This is a genomic window from Ochrobactrum sp. RH2CCR150, assembly GCA_014138095.1.
GTDB lineage: Bacteria > Pseudomonadota > Alphaproteobacteria > Rhizobiales > Rhizobiaceae > Brucella > Brucella gambitense.
On sequence record JACGXE010000006.1, the window covers coordinates 33,311 to 54,349 of the forward strand.

Consider the following 21,039-nt stretch of genomic DNA (forward strand, 5'->3'; position numbering starts at 1 on the left):
GAATGTTTCCACCCGTTCCCAATCCCAGTGTTCAGCCACAGGCTCCGCGCTTCGGTGAAAGTGACCTGATGCGGCGGTCGGCGTCATCCGTGACACCACCCGCCGAACGCCAGACCGAAGTGGCCAAGCTGATCGACGTGTCGAAATGCATTGGCTGCAAGGCTTGCCAATCGGCCTGTGCCGAGTGGAACGATACGCATGAGGAAGTCGGCATCAATGTGGGTGTCTATGACAACCCGCATGATCTGACGCCCAATACCTTCACGCTGATGCGCTATACCGAGTGGGATAATCCCGATACCGGCAATCTGGAATGGCTGATCCGCAAGGATGGCTGCATGCATTGCGAGGACCCCGGCTGCCTCAAGGCCTGCCCAGCCCCCGGCGCAATCGTGCAATATTCCAACGGCATCGTCGATTTCATCCACGATAACTGCATCGGCTGCGGCTATTGCATCAAGGGCTGTCCGTTCAACATCCCGCGCGTCTCGGAAGTGACCCACAAGGCCTATAAATGCACGCTGTGCTCCGACCGCATTGCGGTTGGACAAGGCCCGGCCTGTGCAAAAGCATGCCCAACCCAGGCCATCGTCTATGGCACCAAGGACGAAATGAAGGAATGGGCCGACGGGCGCATCAAGGATCTGAAGTCCCGCGGGTTTGAAAATGCCGGGCTTTACGATCCGCCGGGAGTCGGCGGCACACACGTCATGTATGTGCTGCACCACGCCGACAAACCGGAAATTTACGCCAACCTGCCGAATAACCCGCGCATCAGCCCGGTTGTCGAAGTCTGGAAAGGCGTCTCCAAATATGCGGGCATGGCGGTCATGGGACTGGCCGCAGCCGCTGGCTTCCTGCACTATATCATCAAAGGTCCAAACGTCGTGACCGAGCATGACGAGGAAGAGGCCGAGAAGCTCACGGGAGAAAAAAGCTCATGAGCAAGACCGACTTTGACGATGTATCCGCCAGCGATGACATAGAACCGGGCAAGCCTGTTCGCGTGCACCGCTATTCAGGCAGCGCGCGCATCAATCACTGGATTACCGCCATCAGCCTCGTGTTGCTGGCGCTGTCTGGACTTGCCATGTTCCACCCCTGGCTGTTTTTCCTGTCCGGTCTTTTTGGCGGCGGCCAGTGGACACGCACTATCCATCCGTGGATCGGCGTGGTGCTGTTCTTCAGCTTCTTTGGCCTCTTCGTGCGTTTCTGGAGCGCCAATCTTTGGAAGCGCGAAGACACGCGCTGGCTCGGCCAGGTTAATGACGTGATCGCGGGCGATGAGGAAAAGCTGCCCGAAGTCGGCAAATATAATGCCGGGCAGAAGCTGGTTTTCTGGTCGATGTCACTGCTGATCATCATCCTGATCGTTTCGGGTCTCGCCATCTGGAACGAATATTTCGGCTCCATCGTCAGCATCAACCAGCAGCGCTGGGCGCTGCTCGTCCACTCGATGGCCGCTGTCGTCGCCATTTGCGTGTGGATCGTGCATGTCTACGCTGCAATCTGGATCAGAGGCACATTCAGCGCCATGACACGCGGCACAGTGACCGGTGGCTGGGCATGGCGGCATCATCGCAAATGGCTGCGCGAGCTGAACGCCAAGCGAAAGGCCAAGCCGACAAGTGGCAAACCGGCTGCATAATTTTACGGATCGCCGGGTTGAAAAATCCGGAGACCGACCAAGAATAAATATGGTTGCACTGGTCCACGTGGCCCGGCGGGTTCGTGAGGGAGTAGAATGGTAGGTAAGACAGATCTGGCGCCGGATCCAACGGCGATTGGCGAGGTATCGTCTCCACCCTTTGTGCGATTGCCCGATCCCGACGACCTGTTTGCCCGGAGAGCCGCGCGCCTGCGGCTGCTGGGGTCGGTGAGCCCGCTCAAACCCTATCTCGAATTTGTCGCCGATCTAAGCGATGCGCAATCGGCAGTTCAAAAAGAGCTTGGTCCGGTCTCTCCCTCGGACATCACCCAGAAACCCGAAATGCCCTGCATTGACCGCGATGTGGCTGCGTCGGACAGTGCCCTGAATTCAACCTTTGACAAGCTGTTCGACCGCGCGCGCAATATCGCCAAACCGCAGGATGCTGCCGACGCTTTGGAGCGCGTGATCGCCGCCAGCGCTGCGGAGCGCCGCCGCATGATCGATGCGGTCTTCACTGGCATGCTGCCGCCGGATGCGATTGCCGAACATATCTATATCTGGGCCGGTCTCCAGCTGCATTTCACGCGGCTGGCATCCGCGCTTAATCCAAAAGCCGTGAACCCTGTTGCAGACGGCGTCTGCCCCGCTTGCGGCAGCATGCCGTCGAGTTCAATCGTCGTCGGCTGGAAAGGTGCGCACGGCGCACGCTTTTGTTCCTGCTCGGTCTGCAACACGCTCTGGCACTATGTCCGTATCAAGTGCACCTGCTGCGGCTCAACCAAGGGAGTCGGCTATAAGGAAGTCGAAGACGGCGGCGGCGTCATCAAGGCGGAAACCTGCGACGAATGCGGAAGCTGGACCAAGATCATCTACCAGCAGCAGTCCACCGACGCTGACCCGATGACCGACGATGTGGCAAGCCTTGGCCTTGATATGCTGATGCGCGAAACGCCCTATCGGCGCGGCGGCTTTGCTGCCCTGCTTGCAGGATTGTGAGGCACCATGGATCAGACCCGGTCTAACCTGCGGCAATTGCCTTCCGTCGATACGCTTTTGCAAATGCCGGAACTTGATTCCGCGCTCGAACGGTTCGGTCGCCCGGCATTGACAGAAGCCATTCGCACGATCCTGACCGACATGCGTGAAGCCGTGAAATCCGGCGCTGCACCGTCCAACAGCGCAGAGATTACAGGGCGGGCCATCGATCTGCTTGAAGCTTCCGGGCAATCGAGCCTGCGCCCGCTATTCAATCTGACGGGAACGGTTCTGCACACCAATCTCGGACGTGCCATTCTGGCTGAAGCGGCAATCGAGGCTGCGACGGCAGCCATGCGCGAAGCCGTTTCGCTGGAGTTTGATCTTTCAACCGGCGCGCGCGGCGAACGCGACGATCATCTGCGCGCACTCGTCTGCGAACTGACCGGCGCGGAAGATGCAACCGTGGTCAACAACAATGCTGCCGCCGTGCTGCTGGTGCTGAATAGCCTTGCGGCGGGCAAAGAGGCAGTGGTCTCACGAGGTGAACTGATTGAAATCGGCGGCGCGTTCCGCATGCCGGATATCATGACCCGCGCAGGCACCAGACTGGTGGAGATTGGCACCACCAATCGCACCCATCCGGGTGATTATGAAGGTGCTATCGGGCCGGATACCGGGCTTATATTGAAGGTCCACACTTCCAATTATCGCATTGAAGGGTTTACGCGTGAGGTATCGGCAACGGAGCTTGCTGCAATCGCCAAGGCGCGCGGTGTACCGCTGGTCAATGACCTTGGGTCCGGCACGCTCGCCGATCTGACCACATTCGGTCTGGCGCATGAGCCAACCGTGCGCGAAGCCGTTGCCGAAGGGGCCGATGTCATCACCTTCTCCGGCGACAAGCTGCTCGGCGGGCCGCAAGCCGGGTTCATCGTCGGGCGGCGCGATCTGATCGCCCGCATCAACAAAAACCCGATGAAACGCGCCCTTCGCGTGGACAAGATCAGGCTCGCCGCGCTGGAAGCAACGCTGAAGCTCTATCGCAACCCCGAAAGACTGGCCGAAAAACTACCGACGCTCCGCTATCTGGCGCGACCGAAAAGCGACATCGCTATTCAAGCCACCCGATTGCAGCCGGAACTGCAAACAATGCTCGGCGCCGCCTTTGATGTGACAGTCACCGATTGCGCCAGCCAGATCGGCTCCGGTGCCTTGCCATTATCGACCGTTCCAAGCGCCGGATTGTCCATCGTGCCGAAAGACGGCAGCGGCTCCGCGCTCGCCGCTTTGGCCACCGCGCTACGGCAATTGCCGCTGCCGGTGATCGGGCGCATCGAAAAAGGCGCGTTCATTCTCGATCTGCGTTGCCTCGAAGATGAGGCGCGCTTTGTCAGGAATCTGGCTTCCTATGCGGCTCGCTGATCTTTTCTCCCGCAAGCCGAAACAGGACAGTGATGCGCAGTCACTGGAAAAGGCCCTCGTCGCAGCAAAATCGGGCGACTACGGCACGGCGCTCTCTATATGGGAGCCGCTTGCACGTAAGGGCAATGCCCGCGCCCAGAACAATATCGGCGCCTGTTTTGCGGGTGGCATGGGGGTCGACAGAAACATCGATCTCGCGCATCAATGGTTGGCCTTGTCGGCTAAAGCTGGCGACGCCTCCGGCCAGCGCAACCTTGCCTCGCTTCTGTTCAAGGGCGAGGCCATTGACCCCGACTATCCGGAAGCGGCAAGGCTTTATCGGTTGGCTGCCGAACAGGGCGACGCGCAAGCACAGGACATGCTGAGCTGGATGCTGCTGGAAGACGACGCCGTTGCCGCCAACGCGGTCGAAGCACGTGAATGGGCGCAAAAAGCCGCCGAGAACGGCGTTGCCACCGCCATGACACGGCTTGGTATGATCTATCATAACGCGGTCGGTGTACCGCGCGATCCAGCACAAGCCGTGTTCTGGTGGCGGAAGGCAGCGGAAGCAGGTGATGCCGACGGTGAAGCTATGCTTGGCGCAGCACTGCATCTCGGTATGGGCGTGAAGCAAGATGCTTTGTCGGCTTATGAACATCTGCTGCACGCGCAATCAGAAGGCAGTTCGCTTGCCGATTCCTTCGTGCAAGTAGCCCGCGATCAACTCGATGACAACGAACGCCGGATAGCCGAGGCACGCGCCACAGAGAGACACCGCCCATGATTATCGGCACGGCGGGACATATCGATCACGGCAAGACGTCCCTCGTGCGTGCGCTGACGAAAGTCGACACTGACCGGCTCAAGGAGGAAAAAGCGCGCGGCATATCCATTGATCTTGGCTTTGCCTATCTCCCCCTGACGGACAACGAACAGGAAATTCTCGGCTTCGTCGACGTGCCGGGGCACGAAAAATTCGTGCATACGATGCTGGCAGGTTCGGCCAGCATCGACTTCGTTCTGCTGGTGGTCGCAGCAGACGATGGCATCATGCCGCAAACACGCGAGCATCTGGCTATCGTCAATCTGCTCGGGATCAATCGCGGCATCGTTGTGATCACCAAAAGCGATCTCGTTGACGCTGCTCGTCTGGCCGAGGTGGAAACGGATATCCGCAATGTACTGGCCGCCACGCCGCTTGTCGATGTGGCGATATTGCCGGTGTCCACCATCACGGGTGAGGGGCTGGACCAGCTTAAAGCAGCCCTCGAAAGTGAGACTCACAACTTCCCGCACCGCCGCGCTGATGGACGCTTTCGTCTCGCCGTGGACCGTTCCTTCACCATTCAGGGTGCGGGAACTGTCGTGACGGGAACCGTCCTGTCCGGTACTGTCAGGATTGGCGATCAGCTGACTATCAGCCCTTCAGGCAAGCAGGTTCGGGTGCGCACAATCCATGCGCAGAACCGGCCAAGCGAAACCGCACAGGCAGGCGACCGTTGTGCACTCAATCTGGCAGGCGAAGGCATTTCCAAGGAAGCGGTCAGCCGTGGCGACATGGTGTTGTCGCCCGAGTTGCACATGCCGACAGACCGTATCGACGCTTCGCTTTCCATCTTGCCATCGGAACGCAAGCCGATAGACCAGTGGTTTCCGGTGCGGCTGCACCATGCATCTGCTGAAGTGGGTGCGCGCATCGTGCTGTTGCAGGACAATGATCTCGCGCCGGGCACTCAAGCACGCGTGCAACTGGTGCTGGATCGCCCGATTGCAGCTGCGTCGGGTGATCGTTTTGTCATTCGCGATGTTTCCGCACAGCGAACAATCGGAGGCGGTCGCTTTCTTGATCTACGCCCGCCGCAGCGCAAGCGCCGCAGCCCCGAGCGGGTGGCACAACTCGACGCTCATGCCATTGATGATCCGTTAGAAGCGGCACGGGCACTGCTGTCCGTCGACCCGTTTTATCTGGATGCAACCACATTCCTGCGTGACCGCGCTTTGGCCGATGAGCCACACGCTCTGGCACTGGCACTCAATGCGACGGTTCTACCGCAGGGCCAGTCGCAATTGCTGCTTTTACCGGAACGATGGGATGCGTTGCAGAGTGCCATTCTTGAGCGGCTTGGCAATTTCCATGACGAAAACCCGGACCTGATCGGCATGGGGGTGGAAAGGCTGCGCCTGCTTGTAAAGCCGCGCCTGCCAGCAAGCGCTTTCCGGGCTGCGATAACCGCACTGACGGATGCGCAACTGGTAAAGCTGGACGGCGCATGGCTTCGTCTCAGCGATCATGAAGTGTCGATGAGCGAGACCGACGCGACGCTATGGGAGCGGATCGCGCCGATGCTTGGTGGCGAAGCGCGCTTTCGCCCGCCCCGCGTGCGCGACATTGCCGGTTTGCTTGACGAAAAGGAGGACGAAATCCGGCGTGTTCTCAAGCTTGGCGGCCGGATGGGACGTGTACATGAAGTTGCAAACGATCATTTTTTTCAGCGCAGCACGATTGCCGAGATGATCGCGATACTTTCGGTGATGGATGCGGAGTTCGACAGCGGCTGGTTCATCGCAGCGCGCTTTCGTGACCGTGTGGATAGTGGCCGCAAGGTGGCCATCCAGATTCTTGAATTTTTTGATCGAAACAGCGTCACGATCCGGCGCGGAGATTTGCGTCGGCTAAACCGTCGCAAGCTGGACTTGTTCGGCGATTTCGCGCAAAGTGAACCAGCCGCAAGTACCGGCTAAAATCTGGAAGAGACGCGTCCCTGGTGGGGCGTCCGGACTTCAAATCCGGGAGGGGCCGATAGACGGTCTTTGGTGGGTTCGACTCCCATTCTCTTCCGCCAAAACTCCATTCGGTCTACCAATCCGCAAACATCTCCAGCAAAGCTGCTTCACGACCTCGCTGGAGATGCAGAAGATGGGTCAGACGCGCTCAAGCGCGATGGCAATGCCCTGACCGACGCCAATGCACATGGTGGCAAGCGCATATTTTCCACCGTTCAGCGACAGTTCCAGCGCCGCGGTGCCAGCAATGCGCGCACCCGACATGCCGAGCGGATGACCGAGCGCAATCGCGCCGCCATTCGGATTGACGCGGCTATCGTCATCGGCAATGCCCAGCTCTCGCAGCACGGCAAGACCCTGCGAGGCGAAAGCTTCGTTCAACTCGATCACGTCGAAAGCATCAGGCGCAAGGCCGATGCGGGCGCTGAGCTTTTTCGTTGCCGGTGCCGGGCCAATACCCATGATACGCGGCGGCACGCCAGCCGTCGCACCGCCCACAACGCGGGCGATCGGCGTAAGGCCATATTTCTTCACCGCCGCTTCCGAAGCAACGATCAGCGCGGCAGCGCCGTCATTGACGCCCGACGCATTGCCCGCCGTGACCGTGCCGCCTTCGCGGAAAGGGGTCGGCAGCTTTGCCAGCGCTTCGATGCTGGTGGCACGCGGATGCTCGTCCTTGTCCACGACGATCGGATCGCCCTTGCGTTGCGGAATGGTGACCGCCACGATTTCCTTGGCCAGACGTCCGTTGGCCTGCGCCTCAGCGGCCTTGTTCTGGCTGCGAACGGCAAACGCATCCTGATCGGCGCGCGAGACCTTATAGTCTTCGGCAACGTTCTCGCCGGTTTCCGGCATGGAATCGACACCATACTGCTTCTTCATCAGCGGATTGACGAAGCGCCAGCCGATGGTGGTATCGAAGATTTCGGCCTTGCGCGAAAAGGCGCTGTCAGCCTTCGGCATGACGAAAGGCGCGCGGCTCATGCTTTCCACGCCACCCGCAATCATCAGTTCCGCTTCGCCTGCCTTGATCGCGCGTGCAGCGGCGATAACCGCATCCATGCCCGAACCACAGAGACGGTTGATGGTGGTGCCAGAAACGCTGACCGGCAGACCAGCCAGCAGCAGCGACATGCGCGCGACATTGCGGTTGTCTTCGCCTGCCTGATTGGCCGAACCGAAGATGACGTCATCGACGGCTTCCCAATCGACGGAAGCGTTGCGCTCCATCAGAGCCTTGAGTGGCACAGCGCCAAGATCATCGGCGCGGACTGCGGAAAGCGCGCCGCCATAACGACCGATGGGTGTACGGACATAATCGCAAATATAGGCTTCGGTCATGACAGGCCTCACAATTCTGGAACAACGAGATCGGCGACAGGGCCATCGATATGCAGCTTAGCGCCGGTCATAGCCTGTAGCTCTTCCAGCGTCATCGCCGCAAGCTTTTCGCGCAGTACAAAGCGGCCCTTGTCGATGTCAATCACCGCATGGCTGGTATAGATGCGCGTGATGCAGCCGACGCCGGTCAGTGGAAAAGCGCATTTTTCGACGAGCTTCGGTTCGCCCTTCTTGGTGACATGTTCGGTGATGACCACCACCTGCTTGGCGCCATGGACAAGATCCATCGCGCCGCCGACGGCAGGCACACCCTTGGCGCCGACGCGCCAATTGGCCAGATCGCCATTCTGCGCCACCTGATAGGCGCCGAGGATTGCCACATCGAGATGGCCGCCGCGCACCATGGAAAAGCTGTCGGCGTGATGGAAGAAAGCCGCACCCGGCTTGAGCGTCACAGCCTTTTTGCCTGCATTGATGAGATCCCAGTCTTCTTCACCTTCCGGCGGTGCTTCGCCGAAATCGAGAATGCCGTTCTCGGTGTGAAAGATCGCTTCGCGGCCTTCCGGCTGATAACGGGCAACCATTTCTGGAAAACCAATACCAAGGTTCACATAAGCGCCGTCGGCAATATCCTGCGCCGCGCGCCAGGCAATCTGGGCGTTGGAAAGCTTGATGTCCTCACGTGTATCGACGGTCATACGTAGGCCACTCCTGCCCGAATGAGTTCTTCTTCCTGCTGCGGGTTAGCCACTTCGACAATGCTGTCGACGAAGATGCCCGGCGTGATGACATTTTCCGGCTCGATGCCGCCCAGCGGCACGATCTGGGATGCCTGCACGATTGTCTTGGCGGCCGCCATGCACATCAGCGGGTTAAAGTTTCGCGCTGCCATACGGTAGTTGAGATTGCCATGAATATCGGCCACATGCGCCTTGATCAGCGCAAAATCCGCCTTGAGCCAGCGCTCCTGCACATAAGGGCGGCCGTCGAATTCTGCAATCACCTTACCATCGGCAAGCTCGGTGCCATAAGCGGTCGGCGTATAGAAAGCCGGGATGCCAGCACCACCCGCACGGATACGTTCGGCGAGCGTTCCCTGCGGAACCAGCTCAAGCTCGATTTCTCCGGCCAGATATTTGTCGGTGAAGGCGCGCGGATCGGACGAGCGCGGAAACGAACAGATCATCTTCCTGACCAGTCCCGCGTCGATCATGGCAGCAATGCCGATGCGACCGTTACCGGCATTGTTGTTGATGACCGTCAGATTTTTCGACCCCTTGTCGATGAGCGCGTGAATGAGTTCAATCGGCGCACCCGATCCACCAAACCCGCCGATCATCACGGTCGCACCATCGCCGATACCGGCAACCGCTTCCGCAAGGCTTCCTATTGTCTTGTCCATATTCTTCTCCTCAGACGACCGCAGCGCCAAAGTCGGGCCGGGCAGTACGCATGTCGAAAACTGGGAACGTCTTTCAAAAATGCGCTCCAGATTGAATAAAACGACGCCCCCTCGACCACAATGATTTTGTGCGTTATGCTTACTTTGTTCGATAATCGCACAAAATGGAGGTTGCCCGCGTGCAGATCAAGGATCGCGACATGATGGGCGGACTGGCCAAGGGCCTGAAAGTGATCGAGGCTTTCACCTTCGATCACCCACGCCTCAGCATTTCCGATGCAGCGGAACTTTCCGGCTATGACCGCGCCACGACGCGCCGCTGCCTGTTGACATTAGCCGAGCTTGGTTATTGTGCTTATGACGGCAAATATTTCACGGTGACGCCGCGCATTCTGCGGCTTGGCACCGGATGCCTCGCCTCCATGCCGCTTCCGCGTATTGTGCAGCCTTTTCTCGACCGTCTGTCGGATGAAATCCGCCAGAGCACTTCCGTCTCCATTCTTGATGAGACCGAAATCGTCTATGTCGCCCGCGCGGCGCAACAGCGCGTCATGTCTGTCATGCTAATGCCAGGATCGCGACTGCCCGCCTATTGCACCTCGATGGGGCGAGTGCTGCTGGCAGCCCTGCCGGACGAAGCTGCGATTGCAACGCTGAATGCAAGCCAGCGCATCGCCCGCACTCCGCGAACGGAAACCGATCTGACGCGCATCATGGAAGAGCTGGCCCGCATCCGCGAGCAAGGCTATGCAGGCATCGATCAGGAAGTGGAAATCGGCCTGCGTTCCATGGCCGTCCCGCTCACCAATTTTCATGGAAAAGTGGTTGCCGCGCTTAATGTCGGTCTGGCTTTGACCGATGAACCGATGGCCGACGTCATCGCGCGCTATCTGCCAGCGCTGAATGAAACGCAGGGGGAAATATCCCGCACTTTGCGGTAGAATATTCCAGCAAAGACGAACGCCGATCTGTTGCTGCAGACCGGCGCTCGTTTGGTCAGCTTGCGACCACTTCCGGCAGGGGCTTGTCAACGACCATGGCATGATCGAGCACGCGTTGCAGGTTAGCGGCATGGCGGAAACTGGGTTCGAGCCCAATGCCATCAGCCACAGCGCGGGCAAAGCGCTGGTAGTTGGTCTCGACGATATCGGCATCGATGTCGCGCCAGACCGGCGTTTCGATATCCTCGCCGATAGAGCCGCGCAGGCTCGATCCGGCCGGCGTGTGAAGCACTTCCAGCGCTCCCTTGTCGCCATGAATGCGCAGGCGCAACTCGTTCAGATGCCCGGTCGCCCAGCGGCTGGCATGAATGACCCCCAGCGCACCATTGGCATATTCGGCCATCATGACGAAGCTGTCATTCGCATCGAGCACATATTCGCCTATATGGTCGTTATCCGCCTTGTCGAAGGTTTTCAGCCGCGCAGACGCCCGCTCCACATCGCTGCCAATGGCATAGGATGCGAAGTCGAGAATATGGATGCCGACATCGCCAAGAACGCCATTTGACCCGTGGCGGGTTGAAAGACGCCAGAGCCATTTGCTCTCGGTCTTCCAATCACCCCACGCCTTCGACACCAGCCAGCTTTGCAGATAGGACGCCTCGAAATGGCGAACCTGCCCGATTTCTCCGGCGAGTACCATCTCGCGCGCCTTCTGCAAGGGCGCAACGTTGCGATAGGTCAGATTGACCATATTGACGACATTGGCCTGCTCGGCAGCATCGGCCATTTCAGCGGCTTTTTCATAGCTTTCAGCCAGCGGCTTTTCGCAAAAGACATGCTTGCCCGCGCCGACCAGCGCCAGCGTGGTCGGGTGGTGGATGGCGTCCGGTGTGACATTGGCGACCGCATCGAAACGGTCCCATTCCAGCGCATCTTCAAGCCGCGTGAAGCGGTTGTGAATGTCGTGGTTTTCCGAAAACGCATCGACACGTTCTGCCGACACGTCGCAGGCCGCGACAACCTCGACGCCTTCAATCGCCTTGAAGGCTTCGGCATGGTTTTTCGCCATGCCGCCAGTACCCAGAATAAGAAGACGCATCATGCACCTCAGCGATAACCGGCTTCACCGGCCTTGTGCAGCTTGGGCCCGCGCTCGACAATTGGTTCCAGCGCCTTTTCCACCGGAACATTCGGCGCGGTGTGGATGCCTGTCCATGCCGGCTGCGGATTATAAGCCCATTTGACCGAATTGCGCAGAACGGTCTGCACATTGGCATCGTGATAGGTCGGGTAGGTTTCATGGCCGGGGCGGAAATAGAACACATTGCCCGCGCCGCGACGCCAGGTCATGCCGGAGCGGAACACTTCACCGCCCGCGAACCACGAAATGAACACGGTTTCCAGTGGTTCCGGCACGGAGAACTGTTCGCCATACATTTCCTCATTTTCAAGCACAAAATTCTCGTCCAGCCCTTGGGCAATGGGGTGGCCGCGATTGACGACCCATACGCGCTCACGCTCGCCCGCCTCACGCCACTTAAGTGCGCAGGGCGTGCCCATGACACGCTTGAAGATTTTGGAGAAATGGCCGGAATGGAGCACGATCAGCCCCATGCCCTCGAAGACGCGTTTTGCCACACGCTCCACCACTTCATCGCTGACGGCGCCATGATCCTTGTGCCCCCACCAGACCAGAACGTCGGTCTCGGCGAGGCGCGCTTCCGGCAAGCCATGGTCCGGCTCCTGCAAGGTGGCGGTCGTGGCACTAATGCCGCTATCTGCGTTCAACGCATCGGCAATCGTGTTGTGCATGCCATTCGGATAGACCGAACGCACCGTTTCATTGATCTGCTCGTGGATGTTCTCACCCCAGACGATTGTGCGAATAGGCACGGATATTCTCCTTGCTGCGGGCATCACGGCCCGGTTGTCTCGTGTGTCATTGAGCTTGGGAGGTCGACGTCAAACGGCGCGGCCCTTTTCATCGAAACGATGAACATTGTCCCCTGCCGGGGAAACCGAGAGTGTCTCGCCTGATTTGCGCACCGCGACGCCGCTTTCGCGGACCACCAGCGGTTCCTCCAGGCCGAGATCGATATAGACATAGGTATCGGAACCGAGGATTTCGGTGTGGATCACCTGACCGGTCCAGTGACCGCCTTCGGGCACAACAGCAAGATGCTCGGAACGCAGGCCCACCGTGTGAGCGCCGAAAGGCTCGGCATGTTTGCCGGTCAGGAAATTCATCTTCGGTGATCCGATGAACCCGGCGACGAAAAGCGAGTTGGGCTTTTCGTAAAGCTCAAGCGGCGTACCGACCTGCTCCACGCGTCCGTCGCGCAACACGCAGATACGATCCGCCAGCGTCATCGCCTCCACCTGATCATGTGTCACATAGATCATGGTGGTGTCTTCCATGCTCTGGTGGAGCTTGGCGATCTCAAGCCTTGTAGCCACACGTAGCGCCGCATCGAGGTTGGACAAGGGTTCGTCGAACAGGAAAACCTTCGGGTCGCGCACAATAGCCCGACCGATGGCCACGCGCTGGCGCTGCCCACCGGAAAGCTGGCGCGGCAGGCGCTCCAGATAGGGCGAAAGCTGCAGCATCTCCGCAGCTTTATGGATGCGGCTTTTGCATTCGTCCTTGGTCTTGCCCGCAAGCTGCATGCCAAAGGCCATATTCTCATAGACCGTCATATGCGGATAAAGCGCATAGGACTGGAATACCATGGCGATGCCGCGCTTCGACGGGGTGAAGCTGTTGACCACCGTTCCATCGATGGCGAGGCTTCCCGATGAAATCTCCTCCAGTCCCGCGATCAGGCGCAACAAGGTGGATTTGCCGCAACCGGACGGGCCGACAAAGACCATGAACTCGCCGGGGCGGATGTCCATATCGACGCCCTTGATGACATCGAAGTTGCCGAAAGACTTGCGCACATCGCGCAATTGAAGTTCTGCCATGACCTTACTCCTAGCCCTTTACGCCACCCGCCGTCAGACCGGAGACGATCCGCCGCTGGAAGATGAGCACGAGGATGACGAGGGGAACCGTGACGATGACCGAAGCCGCCATGATGTTACCCCAGGGGATTTCGAACTGACTGCTGCCGGACAGAAGCGCGATAGCCACCGGCACGGTGCGCTGTCCGCCAGACGAGGTGAAGGTGAGCGCGAACAGAAACTCGTTCCATGCAGAGATGAAGGCGAGCAGACCTGTCGTCACCAGCGCTGGCCACATGAGCGGCATGAACACCCGCGTTATGATGACCCAAGGCGATGCACCGTCCACAATGGCGGCTTCTTCGATCTCCATCGGCAGATCGCGCATAAAGGTGGTAAGCACCCACACGGTGAAAGGCAGTGTGAAGATCATGTAGGAGAAGATAAGCGCCAGCGGCGTATTGAAAATGCCGAGGAAGCGGATCAGCTCGAACAGACCGGCCAGCACCGCAATCTGCGGAAACATCGACACCGAAAGAATGGTGAGCAGCAACAGCCCCCTGCCCCGGAAACGTACCCGTGCAAGCGCATAGGCTGCGGTTATTGCAAGCAGAAGCGAGATCGCCACCACGACTGTGGCCACCAGTAGCGAATTGCCAAGACTGCGCAGGAAACTGCCCTGTGTCAGCACGCTGGTATAGTTTTCAATCGAGAAATTGGTCGGCCAATAATCGACCTGAAACAGCGCCGTTCCCGATTTCACACTGGTGATAATCGCATAATAGAACGGGAATACTGCCACCAGAATGATGATCGCCACGAGCAGATAGAAGCCAGCTAACTTTATATACTGCATGGCTACTCTCCCCTGCTGGTGATGTTCACACGTCCGAAGAACATGTAGAGCAAGGTGATGCCTGCGATGATGAGGAACAGCATTGTCGACGCCGCCGCACCATAGGCAAACTTGTCGAAATCGAACAGATTTTCACGCGCAAAGACCGACATGGTTTTGGTTTGCGCATTGTTGGGCGTCAGCACATATATCAGATCGAAAATGCGCAGCGCATCCAGCATGCGGAAGATGATCGCCACCATCAGCGCCGGGCGTATCAGCGGCAGCGTTACCCGCCAGAACACTTTCAGCGGATGCACGCCATCGATCTTCGCCGCCTCGTAAATATCCGTCGGCACCATTTGCAGACCGGCTAGAATAAGCAGCGCCATGAAGGGCGTCGTTTTCCAGACATCGACAATCAGCACCGCAATCATCGCCGTGTCCGGATTGGCGGTCCAGGCGATCTTCTGACTGATAAGTCCGAGATTAAGCAGGATGTGATTGAGAATACCGAACTGGTCGTTGAGCATCCAGTGCCAGATCTTGGCCGAAACGATGGTGGGGATCGCCCATGGGATGAGGATTGCGGCACGCACCAGCCCGCGCCCGGGGAAGTTGGCGTTGAGCACCAGCGCCACGATCAAGCCGAACACCGTTTCCAGACTGACCGAAAGCAGCGTGAATTTTATCGTGTTCCAGACAGCGCCCCACCATGCGGGGTCTGCGAGAAGGCCACGATAGATCGTGCGTCCGCTCTTCAGTGTGATCCAGTTGAAATAATTACTGAAGCCGACGAACTCTGCCGTGCCGAGACTGGTCAGCGAAGCATTGGTGAAACTGAAATAGATGGTTCTGAGCAATGGCCATCCGGCCACCAGCGCCAGCACAAACAGCGTCGGGGCGAGAAAAATCCATGCAGACCGGATGCGCTGACTGCGCAAATCGGAATGAACACGCACCCTTGGAGGCACGGCCTCCGCACTATCGAGAGAAGTCTCTGTCATGATCCAGCTCTGGTCCTGCTCAGAGGAATATAAGCGTTCGGGTTGCCCACTTTGGGGGATGGGCGGGGCTTGGGAGGACAACCCGAACGCGGCTTGATCGGTCCTTACCAGCCAGAACCTTCCAGCTCAGTCAGTTCGACCTCAAGCATTTCGAGATTCTCCGCAGCAGTTCCGTTGCCAGAGAGTGTCTTGTGAACCGCCGTCCAGAATTTTGACGACACTTCATTATATTTCACCTTCGTCGCAGCCGACGGCCGTGGCACGGCGTTCTGGAAGATCGGTTTCCAGTTGGCCATGAAAGGCTGCGCAGCGATGACATCCTTGTCATCGTAAAGCGCCTCAATGGTCGGCAGGCGCGAAATCTCGACGGCCTGCACCTTCTGCACTTCCGGCGACGCCAGATATTTGACCAATGCGATGGCTGCATCCTGCTTGGTCGAATATTTGGACACGGCAAGGTTCCAGCCGCCCAGTGTTGAGGATGGCGCATCTCCATCAGCGCCAGCAGGCAATGGTGCTACGTCGAACTTGCCCTTCACGCCGCTATCTGCGCTGTTGCCCAGCGCATAGGCATAGGGCCAGTTGCGCATGAAGACGGCATTGCCGGTCTGCCACACGCCGCGCGATTCCTCTTCCTGATAGGCAAGCGCGCCCTGCGGCGAAATCGAGCCGATCCAGCCCTTTGCGCGATCAATGGCTGCCGCCGCCTTTTCATTATTGATCGAAATCGTGCCGTCTGCCTCCACAATCTGGCCACCGCCTGAGGACTTGATCCATTCAAGCGCGTTGCAGGTCAGCCCTTCATAGGCGTTACCCTGAAAGACAAAACCCCAAAGATCGGACCTACCGTCAGCCCGCTCCTTGTCCATAATTTCCTTGGCGGTCGCCGTCATTTCATCCCAGGTCTTGGGGACCGGCTTGCTATATTTTTCGAGAAGATCCTTGCGGTAGAACAATGCCGGCGCATCCGTGTAGAACGGCAGGGCGACGAGTTTCCCGTTGACGGTCTGCGATGCGATGATCGACGCAAAATGCGTGCCCGTCACATCCTTGGTGGCCTCGGTCAGGTCGACAAACTGGTCCGACAATTGCGGGGCCCAGACCACGTCGGTCTGATAGACATCGATATCCGCATTGCCCGCTGCCAGCCACAGACGATACTGGCTGAACTGCTCGCTCGAGGACGACGGCATGGACACGATATTGACCTTATTGCCGGTGTCTTTCTCGAACTTGACGATCTGATCCTGCAAGAACTTGATATTGTTACCGGTCGAATTGGCGGCAATCGAAATCTCGACAGCCTGCGCGCTGACCGTTGCAAAGCCCAATGCCAAACAGGCAGCGAGCACACCCTTTAATGGTTTCATTGTTCCCTCCTCCCATCCATTCTGTAAGCGGATTATTAAAATCGAAAACGGTTTGGATGACAAAAAGTTGCAGAGGACCGCATTTCTGTCAAGCGACAGATTCTTACAGATCGAGCGCTTCGATAAGTTTCTTTAAAATATATAGATATTTCAATGGTATATATGGATAAGTGCATTTTCGACAAGTCGAGCATCCACCATCTGAAACTTGATTCCATGCTTCATTTTGAAACAAACTTGAAAGCGGTTTGGATTTGTTGCACAATGATAATTAGTCACGCCGTCTTCGGGCTGCGAGCTGATTGTTAAACGCAAGGAAGCGGCTATAATCCGCCACCTTGCCTGCATTTGAATTCGACATACCAAATGAAACTTCGCGAATTTGCCAAACAACTGGGGCTTTCAGCCACGACCGTCAGTCGTGCCCTGAGCGGCTATCCTGAAGTCGCCGAGAGCACGCGCAAGCGGGTGATGGACGAAGCCGTGCGCCTTGGTTACCGCCCCAATGAAAATGCGGTGCGGCTCGCTACAGGGCGCGCCGGCGCCATCGGTGTTGTCATGGGCCGTAATAGCGAATTTCATTTCGCCGAATTCATGCGCGGTATGGCCGAAAGGCTCAGCCAGGACGAAGTCGACATTCTCGTCAGCCCCATTTCCCACAATGGCACGGAGGACGAGGTTCAGATCTGCCGTCGCCTGGCAACAAGCCGCCGGGTTGATGCAATCATCGTGACCTCGCCAAAGCCGAATGACGAGCGCATCCGCCTGCTGAATGAACTGGGCATGCCGTTTCTGGTGCATGGGCGTTCGGATACCGACATCCCGCACGCATGGCTCGACATCGACAATGAAGGCGCGGTTTACCGCTCGACGACGCATCTGCTGGATCTCGGCCACCGTCGCATCGCGATGATCAATGGACGCTACGGCTTCACATTTTCGCTCCATCGCGACGAAGGTTATCGCAAGGCGCTGGAAAGCAGGAGCATCCCCTTCGATTCGGAACTGGTGGAACATGGCGATTTCACTGACGAAATCGGCTACCGCCTTGCAGTCAAGCTTCTGGAACGCACTCCGCGCCCGACAGCTTTTGTCGCAGGATCGATGATGACGGCGCTTGGCATCTATCGGGCAGCGCGCTCCTTCGGGCTGACCATCGGCAAAGACATTTCGGTCATTGCCCATGACGACGTGATCTCTTTCCTGAGCGCCGAGAACATGGTGCCGTCGCTGACGGCCACACGCTCTTCCATGCGAGCGGCAGGCAAGCGCTGCGCCGACCTTCTGATGGACATGCTCGACGGACATGCGGCAAGCGATATTCACGAGCTCTGGCCGGTGGAACTAATCCTCCGAGATTCTGCCACACGCGCACCTGAAAACAGCTGAATGACGGATGTGGGGAAAGCCCCAAAGACTTTCCACCAATCACCCGGCATCAGATAGCGATTACTCGGCAGCCAGCGCCGCGTTGTCTTCCGCCTCTTCCAGTTCACGCACCAGCGGAATGACGTGCTTGCCGAAATATTCGACCTCTTCCTGGAAATGCAGGAAGCCAAGCAGAATAAGGTCAGCACCCGCGCGCTTCAGCTTGACGACGCGTTCCGCCACCTGCTGCGGCGTGCCGATGAGATTGGAGCGGAAGCCATCATTATATTGCACAAGGTCATCAAAACTGGACTTCGCCCAGTTGCCTTCGCCTTCCGGTGAAGATTTGCCCGCGTTCTTCACTTCGTGACCGAAGGCCTTGACCGCTTCGGGATTGGCCTTTTCGACAATCTCGGCCAAGACGGCCTTGGCCTCTTCTTCCGTGTCGCGCACGATGGCGAAGGCATTGACGCCCACACGAACTGAATGGTTGTTTTCCTTTGCCTTGGTCTGGATATCGTCAACCTGTTTGGCGATTTCCTCTGGCGTATTGCCATTGGTGAAATACCAGTCAGATACGCGCGATGCCATGTCGCGGGCTGCACGCGACGAACCGCCCTGGAAAATCTCCGGCTGCGGATCGATGGGCTTGGGCTTCAGGGAATAATTGTTGAAACGATAGAAATCTCCGTGGAACGAATAGCTGTCCTCGGTCCAGATGCCACGCAGCGCGCGAATGAATTCCTCCGAACGGCGGTAACGCTCGTCGTGGTCATACCACGGCTCGCCGATGGCATGGAACTCGCCACGGAACCAGCCGCTGACGATATTGACCGCAACACGGCCATTGGTCAGATGATTGATCGTGGCAATCTGTTTGGCGGCAAGCGCCGGGTTCCACGGTCCGGGCAGAAGGGCGGCAATCACCTTCAGCGTCTTGGTGGATTCAAGAAGTGCGTGGCTGAAGGAAACCGATTCATGCTGGAACTCCGCACCGTAACCCGCAGTGAAACGAATCTGGCTCAGCGCATATTCAAAACCGCTCGCCTCGGCGATCTGCGCGAGCTTGCGGTTATAATCGATCGTCCAGCTGGTGCGCTGTTCAATATTCGAGATGACGAGGCCGCCAGAGACATTTGGCACCCAATAGGCAAATTTCACGGGATTTTTGCTGCGTTCTGTCATGGCTCAACTCCTTAGGTCATCATCAATTGGTGGTGCCCCCACGGGCAAAATGCGCAAAATCACGTCTTGCAGAACATATTGTCTATGGTTTTAGTGAAGTATCAAACACGACTATTCCAAAGTACGAACCATCTTTGAAATGACAATCCTGCCAGAGGATGCGCGAACAAACATAGTGGCTGGCCAAGCGGAAGATGTTGAAAACGACAATATAAAAACGGCCTGTAAGGACTACGCATTGCGCAACGAGGCCTTTGTTGTGCTATCCCCATACGGTAAAATACGCGAGACTTGAGTAGATTTGCTGTATTCTCCGTCATGAGACTGACAGAAGATTCGATTACTTAGTCGGGAAGGCGTTGTCGGGGCCGCAATAAGGAGTACGCCATTGGCTGAAATCGAACTGAAGCTCGAAATTTCCCCTGTCGATCTTGAAAAGATCGCTCTGTCCAGTCTTTTGGGAGAACCGGCTGCGACACTGGAATTGCATTCAGTTTATTTCGACACTGGCGATTGCCGGCTTTTCGATAGTGGCTTCACGTTGCGCATCCGCCGCTCTGGCGACAAAAACATTCAGACCGTGAAGGCGACCGGCTCCAACGCATCGCTTTTCGCCAGATCCGAGTGGGAAACCCCGGCCAAGACGAACATACCCGTCTTTGACTATAACAGCCCGCTTCTCAACCGCTTTGGCCCGATCGAGCGTGACCTCGTCGTACAGTTTGAAGTTGTCACCAATCGCCGCATCTGGAACCTGACCGAGAGCACGACGAGCATCGAAGTGGCAGCCGATTCCGGCACTGTTATCGCAGGCGACAGACAGGCGCCATTTCATGAAATCGAGCTTGAACTGAAAGGCGGAGAGCCAAGACAACTGTTCGCGCTAGCCCGCAAGGTCAATGCCGTTGTTCCCGTCAAGATCGGCGTTCAATCCAAATCGGAGCGCGGCTACCGCCTGTTATCGGCGATGCGCAGCGCAGCGAAGGCGGAAGCCATCGATCTGGAGCAACGGCTGAATGCTGGCGAGAGCTTCCGGATGATCGCGCTGTCCTGCTTCCGCCAGTTCCGCCTGAACGAGACCCTGCTGCTGCAAAGGGGCAATGCAGGCAGCCTGCATCAGGCCCGCGTTGCCATGAGACGCTTGCGTTCCGCACTATCGCTATTCAAGCCTCTGCTCGATGAGAACGCCAAGCGATTTTCGGACGAGTTTGGTTGGCTTGCCAATGCACTTGGCGAAGCCCGCAATCTGGATGTGCTCTTGTTGAAGGCCACCGATGGCGAACTGCGGGAAAAACTCGAAGCCGCACGCAAAAGCACTTACGATGAGATTGTCGACGTGCTGGGGTCGGCGCGCAGCCGCACACTGATGCTCGACTTCAACGAATGGGTGCTCTGCGGTGACTATGCCAAACATCCGGACTGCGATAAGCCCATCGAAGACTTCGCCGCGAAAGCGCTCGACCGGATGCGCAAGAAGCTCAAGCAACACGGTCGCGATCTTTCCGGGATTGATGACGAGCACAGACATGAGGCGCGCAAAGACGCCAAGAAACTGCGCTATGCTGCGGAATTCTTCGCACCGCTCTTCGCTGACAAGCGCGGACTGCGCCGCTACAGGAATTTCAACAAGGCCATGGAGGCCTTGCAAGACCGGTTGGGCGCCCTGAACGATCTGGCCATAGGCCACGACGTGCTGAAAAAATATGGCATCGAAGAAACGCCCGAGACTCAGAAGCTGATTTTTTATGCCGATAAGAGCCAGCTGATTGATAAAGCCCAAGCAGCGCTTGATGACGTTCTCGATGCCAAGAAATTCTGGCGGTAAGC

19 protein-coding genes and 1 tRNA gene are annotated in these 21,039 nt (G+C 57.8%); 10 read left to right on the forward strand and 10 right to left on the reverse strand.

All coding sequences use genetic code 11. The features are described 5' to 3' along the window. The first annotated feature begins 2 nt into the window (after positions 1-2). The 7 genes from fdxH to FHW03_RS14240 all read left to right on the forward strand — a co-directional run bounded on the left by fdxH (position 3) and on the right by FHW03_RS14240 (position 6,876). On the forward strand, positions 3-944 hold the full coding sequence (fdxH, locus tag FHW03_RS14210) for a formate dehydrogenase subunit beta (RefSeq protein WP_182521221.1): 942 nt from the start codon (positions 3-5) through the stop codon (positions 942-944). After that, a complete protein-coding gene (locus tag FHW03_RS14215; protein ID WP_138786992.1) occupies positions 941-1,648 on the forward strand; it encodes a formate dehydrogenase subunit gamma in 708 nt (235 codons plus the stop codon). Before fdxH ends, FHW03_RS14215 begins: the two co-directional genes overlap by 4 nt. Before the next feature lie 96 nt (positions 1,649-1,744). Continuing rightward, entirely contained in the window at positions 1,745-2,647 is a 903-nt protein-coding gene (gene fdhE / locus FHW03_RS14220) for a formate dehydrogenase accessory protein FdhE (RefSeq protein WP_182521222.1), read from the forward strand. Positions 2,648-2,653: 6 nt separating this feature from the next. Then, on the forward strand, positions 2,654-4,051 hold the full coding sequence (selA, locus tag FHW03_RS14225) for an L-seryl-tRNA(Sec) selenium transferase (protein WP_182521223.1): 1,398 nt from the start codon (positions 2,654-2,656) through the stop codon (positions 4,049-4,051). Beyond that, positions 4,038-4,817, forward strand: a complete 780-nt coding sequence (locus tag FHW03_RS14230; protein WP_182521224.1) for a tetratricopeptide repeat protein — start codon at positions 4,038-4,040, stop codon at positions 4,815-4,817. The genes selA and FHW03_RS14230 overlap by 14 nt, the downstream gene beginning before the upstream one ends. Continuing rightward, positions 4,814-6,775, forward strand: coding sequence for a selenocysteine-specific translation elongation factor (gene selB, locus FHW03_RS14235; RefSeq protein WP_182521225.1), 1,962 nt, complete (start codon positions 4,814-4,816; stop codon positions 6,773-6,775). Before FHW03_RS14230 ends, selB begins: the two co-directional genes overlap by 4 nt. Positions 6,776-6,780: 5 nt before the next feature. Beyond that, positions 6,781-6,876, forward strand: a tRNA-Sec gene (locus tag FHW03_RS14240). 79 nt (positions 6,877-6,955) lie between these two features. Here the strand turns inward: FHW03_RS14240 and pcaF are convergent. From pcaF to FHW03_RS14255, 3 genes are read right to left on the reverse strand one after another with little or no spacing between them, the layout of a single operon-like run. Continuing rightward, complete coding sequence (gene pcaF, locus FHW03_RS14245) at positions 6,956-8,158, reverse strand: 3-oxoadipyl-CoA thiolase (protein ID WP_182521226.1); 1,203 nt, start codon at positions 8,156-8,158, stop codon at positions 6,956-6,958. 8 nt (positions 8,159-8,166) lie between these two features. After that, positions 8,167-8,856 (reverse strand): CoA transferase subunit B, encoded by a 690-nt coding sequence (locus FHW03_RS14250; RefSeq protein ID WP_182521227.1) that lies wholly within the window; start codon positions 8,854-8,856, stop codon positions 8,167-8,169. Further along, entirely contained in the window at positions 8,853-9,560 is a 708-nt protein-coding gene (locus FHW03_RS14255) for a 3-oxoacid CoA-transferase subunit A (RefSeq protein ID WP_182521228.1), read from the reverse strand. The genes FHW03_RS14250 and FHW03_RS14255 overlap by 4 nt, the downstream gene beginning before the upstream one ends. Positions 9,561-9,739: 179 nt before the next feature. On the opposite strand from FHW03_RS14255, the gene FHW03_RS14260 reads away from it, so the two are divergent. Continuing rightward, positions 9,740-10,501, forward strand: a complete 762-nt coding sequence (locus tag FHW03_RS14260) for an IclR family transcriptional regulator C-terminal domain-containing protein (RefSeq protein ID WP_182521229.1) — start codon at positions 9,740-9,742, stop codon at positions 10,499-10,501. 55 nt (positions 10,502-10,556) lie between these two features. On the opposite strand, the gene FHW03_RS14265 is transcribed toward FHW03_RS14260, so the two are convergent. The 6 genes from FHW03_RS14265 to FHW03_RS14290 form a co-directional block, all read right to left on the reverse strand. Continuing rightward, positions 10,557-11,603: a Gfo/Idh/MocA family protein gene (locus FHW03_RS14265; protein ID WP_182521392.1), complete on the reverse strand. Its 1,047-nt coding sequence runs from the start codon at positions 11,601-11,603 to the stop codon at positions 10,557-10,559. A gap of 8 nt (positions 11,604-11,611) precedes the next feature. Beyond that, a complete protein-coding gene (locus FHW03_RS14270; protein WP_182521230.1) occupies positions 11,612-12,397 on the reverse strand; it encodes a ThuA domain-containing protein in 786 nt (261 codons plus the stop codon). Between the two features lie 69 nt (positions 12,398-12,466). Beyond that, a complete protein-coding gene (locus FHW03_RS14275; protein ID WP_138786099.1) occupies positions 12,467-13,468 on the reverse strand; it encodes an ABC transporter ATP-binding protein in 1,002 nt (333 codons plus the stop codon). A gap of 10 nt (positions 13,469-13,478) precedes the next feature. Further along, entirely contained in the window at positions 13,479-14,303 is an 825-nt protein-coding gene (locus FHW03_RS14280) for a carbohydrate ABC transporter permease (RefSeq protein WP_182521231.1), read from the reverse strand. Positions 14,304-14,305: 2 nt separating this feature from the next. Then, positions 14,306-15,289: a carbohydrate ABC transporter permease gene (locus tag FHW03_RS14285; RefSeq protein ID WP_182521232.1), complete on the reverse strand. Its 984-nt coding sequence runs from the start codon at positions 15,287-15,289 to the stop codon at positions 14,306-14,308. Positions 15,290-15,393: 104 nt separating this feature from the next. After that, on the reverse strand, positions 15,394-16,659 hold the full coding sequence (locus FHW03_RS14290) for an ABC transporter substrate-binding protein (protein ID WP_182521233.1): 1,266 nt from the start codon (positions 16,657-16,659) through the stop codon (positions 15,394-15,396). Positions 16,660-17,025: 366 nt separating this feature from the next. On the opposite strand from FHW03_RS14290, the gene FHW03_RS14295 reads away from it, so the two are divergent. Further along, positions 17,026-18,048, forward strand: a complete 1,023-nt coding sequence (locus FHW03_RS14295) for a substrate-binding domain-containing protein (protein WP_182521234.1) — start codon at positions 17,026-17,028, stop codon at positions 18,046-18,048. A 60-nt stretch (positions 18,049-18,108) separates the two neighbouring features. Here FHW03_RS14295 and sfnG read toward each other — a convergent pair whose 3' ends face one another. Next, the gene (gene sfnG / locus FHW03_RS14300) at positions 18,109-19,212 is read right to left on the reverse strand and encodes a dimethylsulfone monooxygenase SfnG (RefSeq protein ID WP_182521235.1); all 1,104 of its coding nucleotides are present in this window, start codon (positions 19,210-19,212) and stop codon (positions 18,109-18,111) included. 388 nt (positions 19,213-19,600) lie between these two features. Here sfnG and FHW03_RS14305 point away from each other — a divergent pair, with 388 nt between their 5' ends. Next, on the forward strand, positions 19,601-21,037 hold the full coding sequence (locus FHW03_RS14305; RefSeq protein WP_210277278.1) for a CYTH and CHAD domain-containing protein: 1,437 nt from the start codon (positions 19,601-19,603) through the stop codon (positions 21,035-21,037). Positions 21,038-21,039: the final 2 nt, after the last annotated feature.

Excerpts from the sequence above, each read along its gene's own strand:
- FHW03_RS14215 (WP_138786992.1), top strand. The coding sequence starts at position 941 with ATGAGCAAGACCGACTTTGACGATGTATCCGCCAGCGATGACATAGAA.
- FHW03_RS14290 (WP_182521233.1), bottom strand. The coding sequence starts at position 16,659 with ATGAAACCATTAAAGGGTGTGCTCGCTGCCTGTTTGGCATTGGGCTTT.
- fdxH (WP_182521221.1), top strand. The coding sequence starts at position 3 with ATGTTTCCACCCGTTCCCAATCCCAGTGTTCAGCCACAGGCTCCGCGC.
- pcaF (WP_182521226.1), bottom strand. The coding sequence starts at position 8,158 with ATGACCGAAGCCTATATTTGCGATTATGTCCGTACACCCATCGGTCGT.
- selA (WP_182521223.1), top strand. The coding sequence starts at position 2,654 with ATGGATCAGACCCGGTCTAACCTGCGGCAATTGCCTTCCGTCGATACG.
- FHW03_RS14295 (WP_182521234.1), top strand. The coding sequence starts at position 17,026 with ATGAAACTTCGCGAATTTGCCAAACAACTGGGGCTTTCAGCCACGACC.
- FHW03_RS14280 (WP_182521231.1), bottom strand. The coding sequence starts at position 14,303 with ATGCAGTATATAAAGTTAGCTGGCTTCTATCTGCTCGTGGCGATCATC.
- FHW03_RS14285 (WP_182521232.1), bottom strand. The coding sequence starts at position 15,289 with ATGACAGAGACTTCTCTCGATAGTGCGGAGGCCGTGCCTCCAAGGGTG.
- selB (WP_182521225.1), top strand. The coding sequence starts at position 4,814 with ATGATTATCGGCACGGCGGGACATATCGATCACGGCAAGACGTCCCTC.
- sfnG (WP_182521235.1), bottom strand. The coding sequence starts at position 19,212 with ATGACAGAACGCAGCAAAAATCCCGTGAAATTTGCCTATTGGGTGCCA.
- FHW03_RS14250 (WP_182521227.1), bottom strand. The coding sequence starts at position 8,856 with ATGACCGTCGATACACGTGAGGACATCAAGCTTTCCAACGCCCAGATT.
- FHW03_RS14265 (WP_182521392.1), bottom strand. The coding sequence starts at position 11,603 with ATGCGTCTTCTTATTCTGGGTACTGGCGGCATGGCGAAAAACCATGCC.
- FHW03_RS14255 (WP_182521228.1), bottom strand. The coding sequence starts at position 9,560 with ATGGACAAGACAATAGGAAGCCTTGCGGAAGCGGTTGCCGGTATCGGC.
- fdhE (WP_182521222.1), top strand. The coding sequence starts at position 1,745 with ATGGTAGGTAAGACAGATCTGGCGCCGGATCCAACGGCGATTGGCGAG.
- FHW03_RS14275 (WP_138786099.1), bottom strand. The coding sequence starts at position 13,468 with ATGGCAGAACTTCAATTGCGCGATGTGCGCAAGTCTTTCGGCAACTTC.
- FHW03_RS14230 (WP_182521224.1), top strand. The coding sequence starts at position 4,038 with ATGCGGCTCGCTGATCTTTTCTCCCGCAAGCCGAAACAGGACAGTGAT.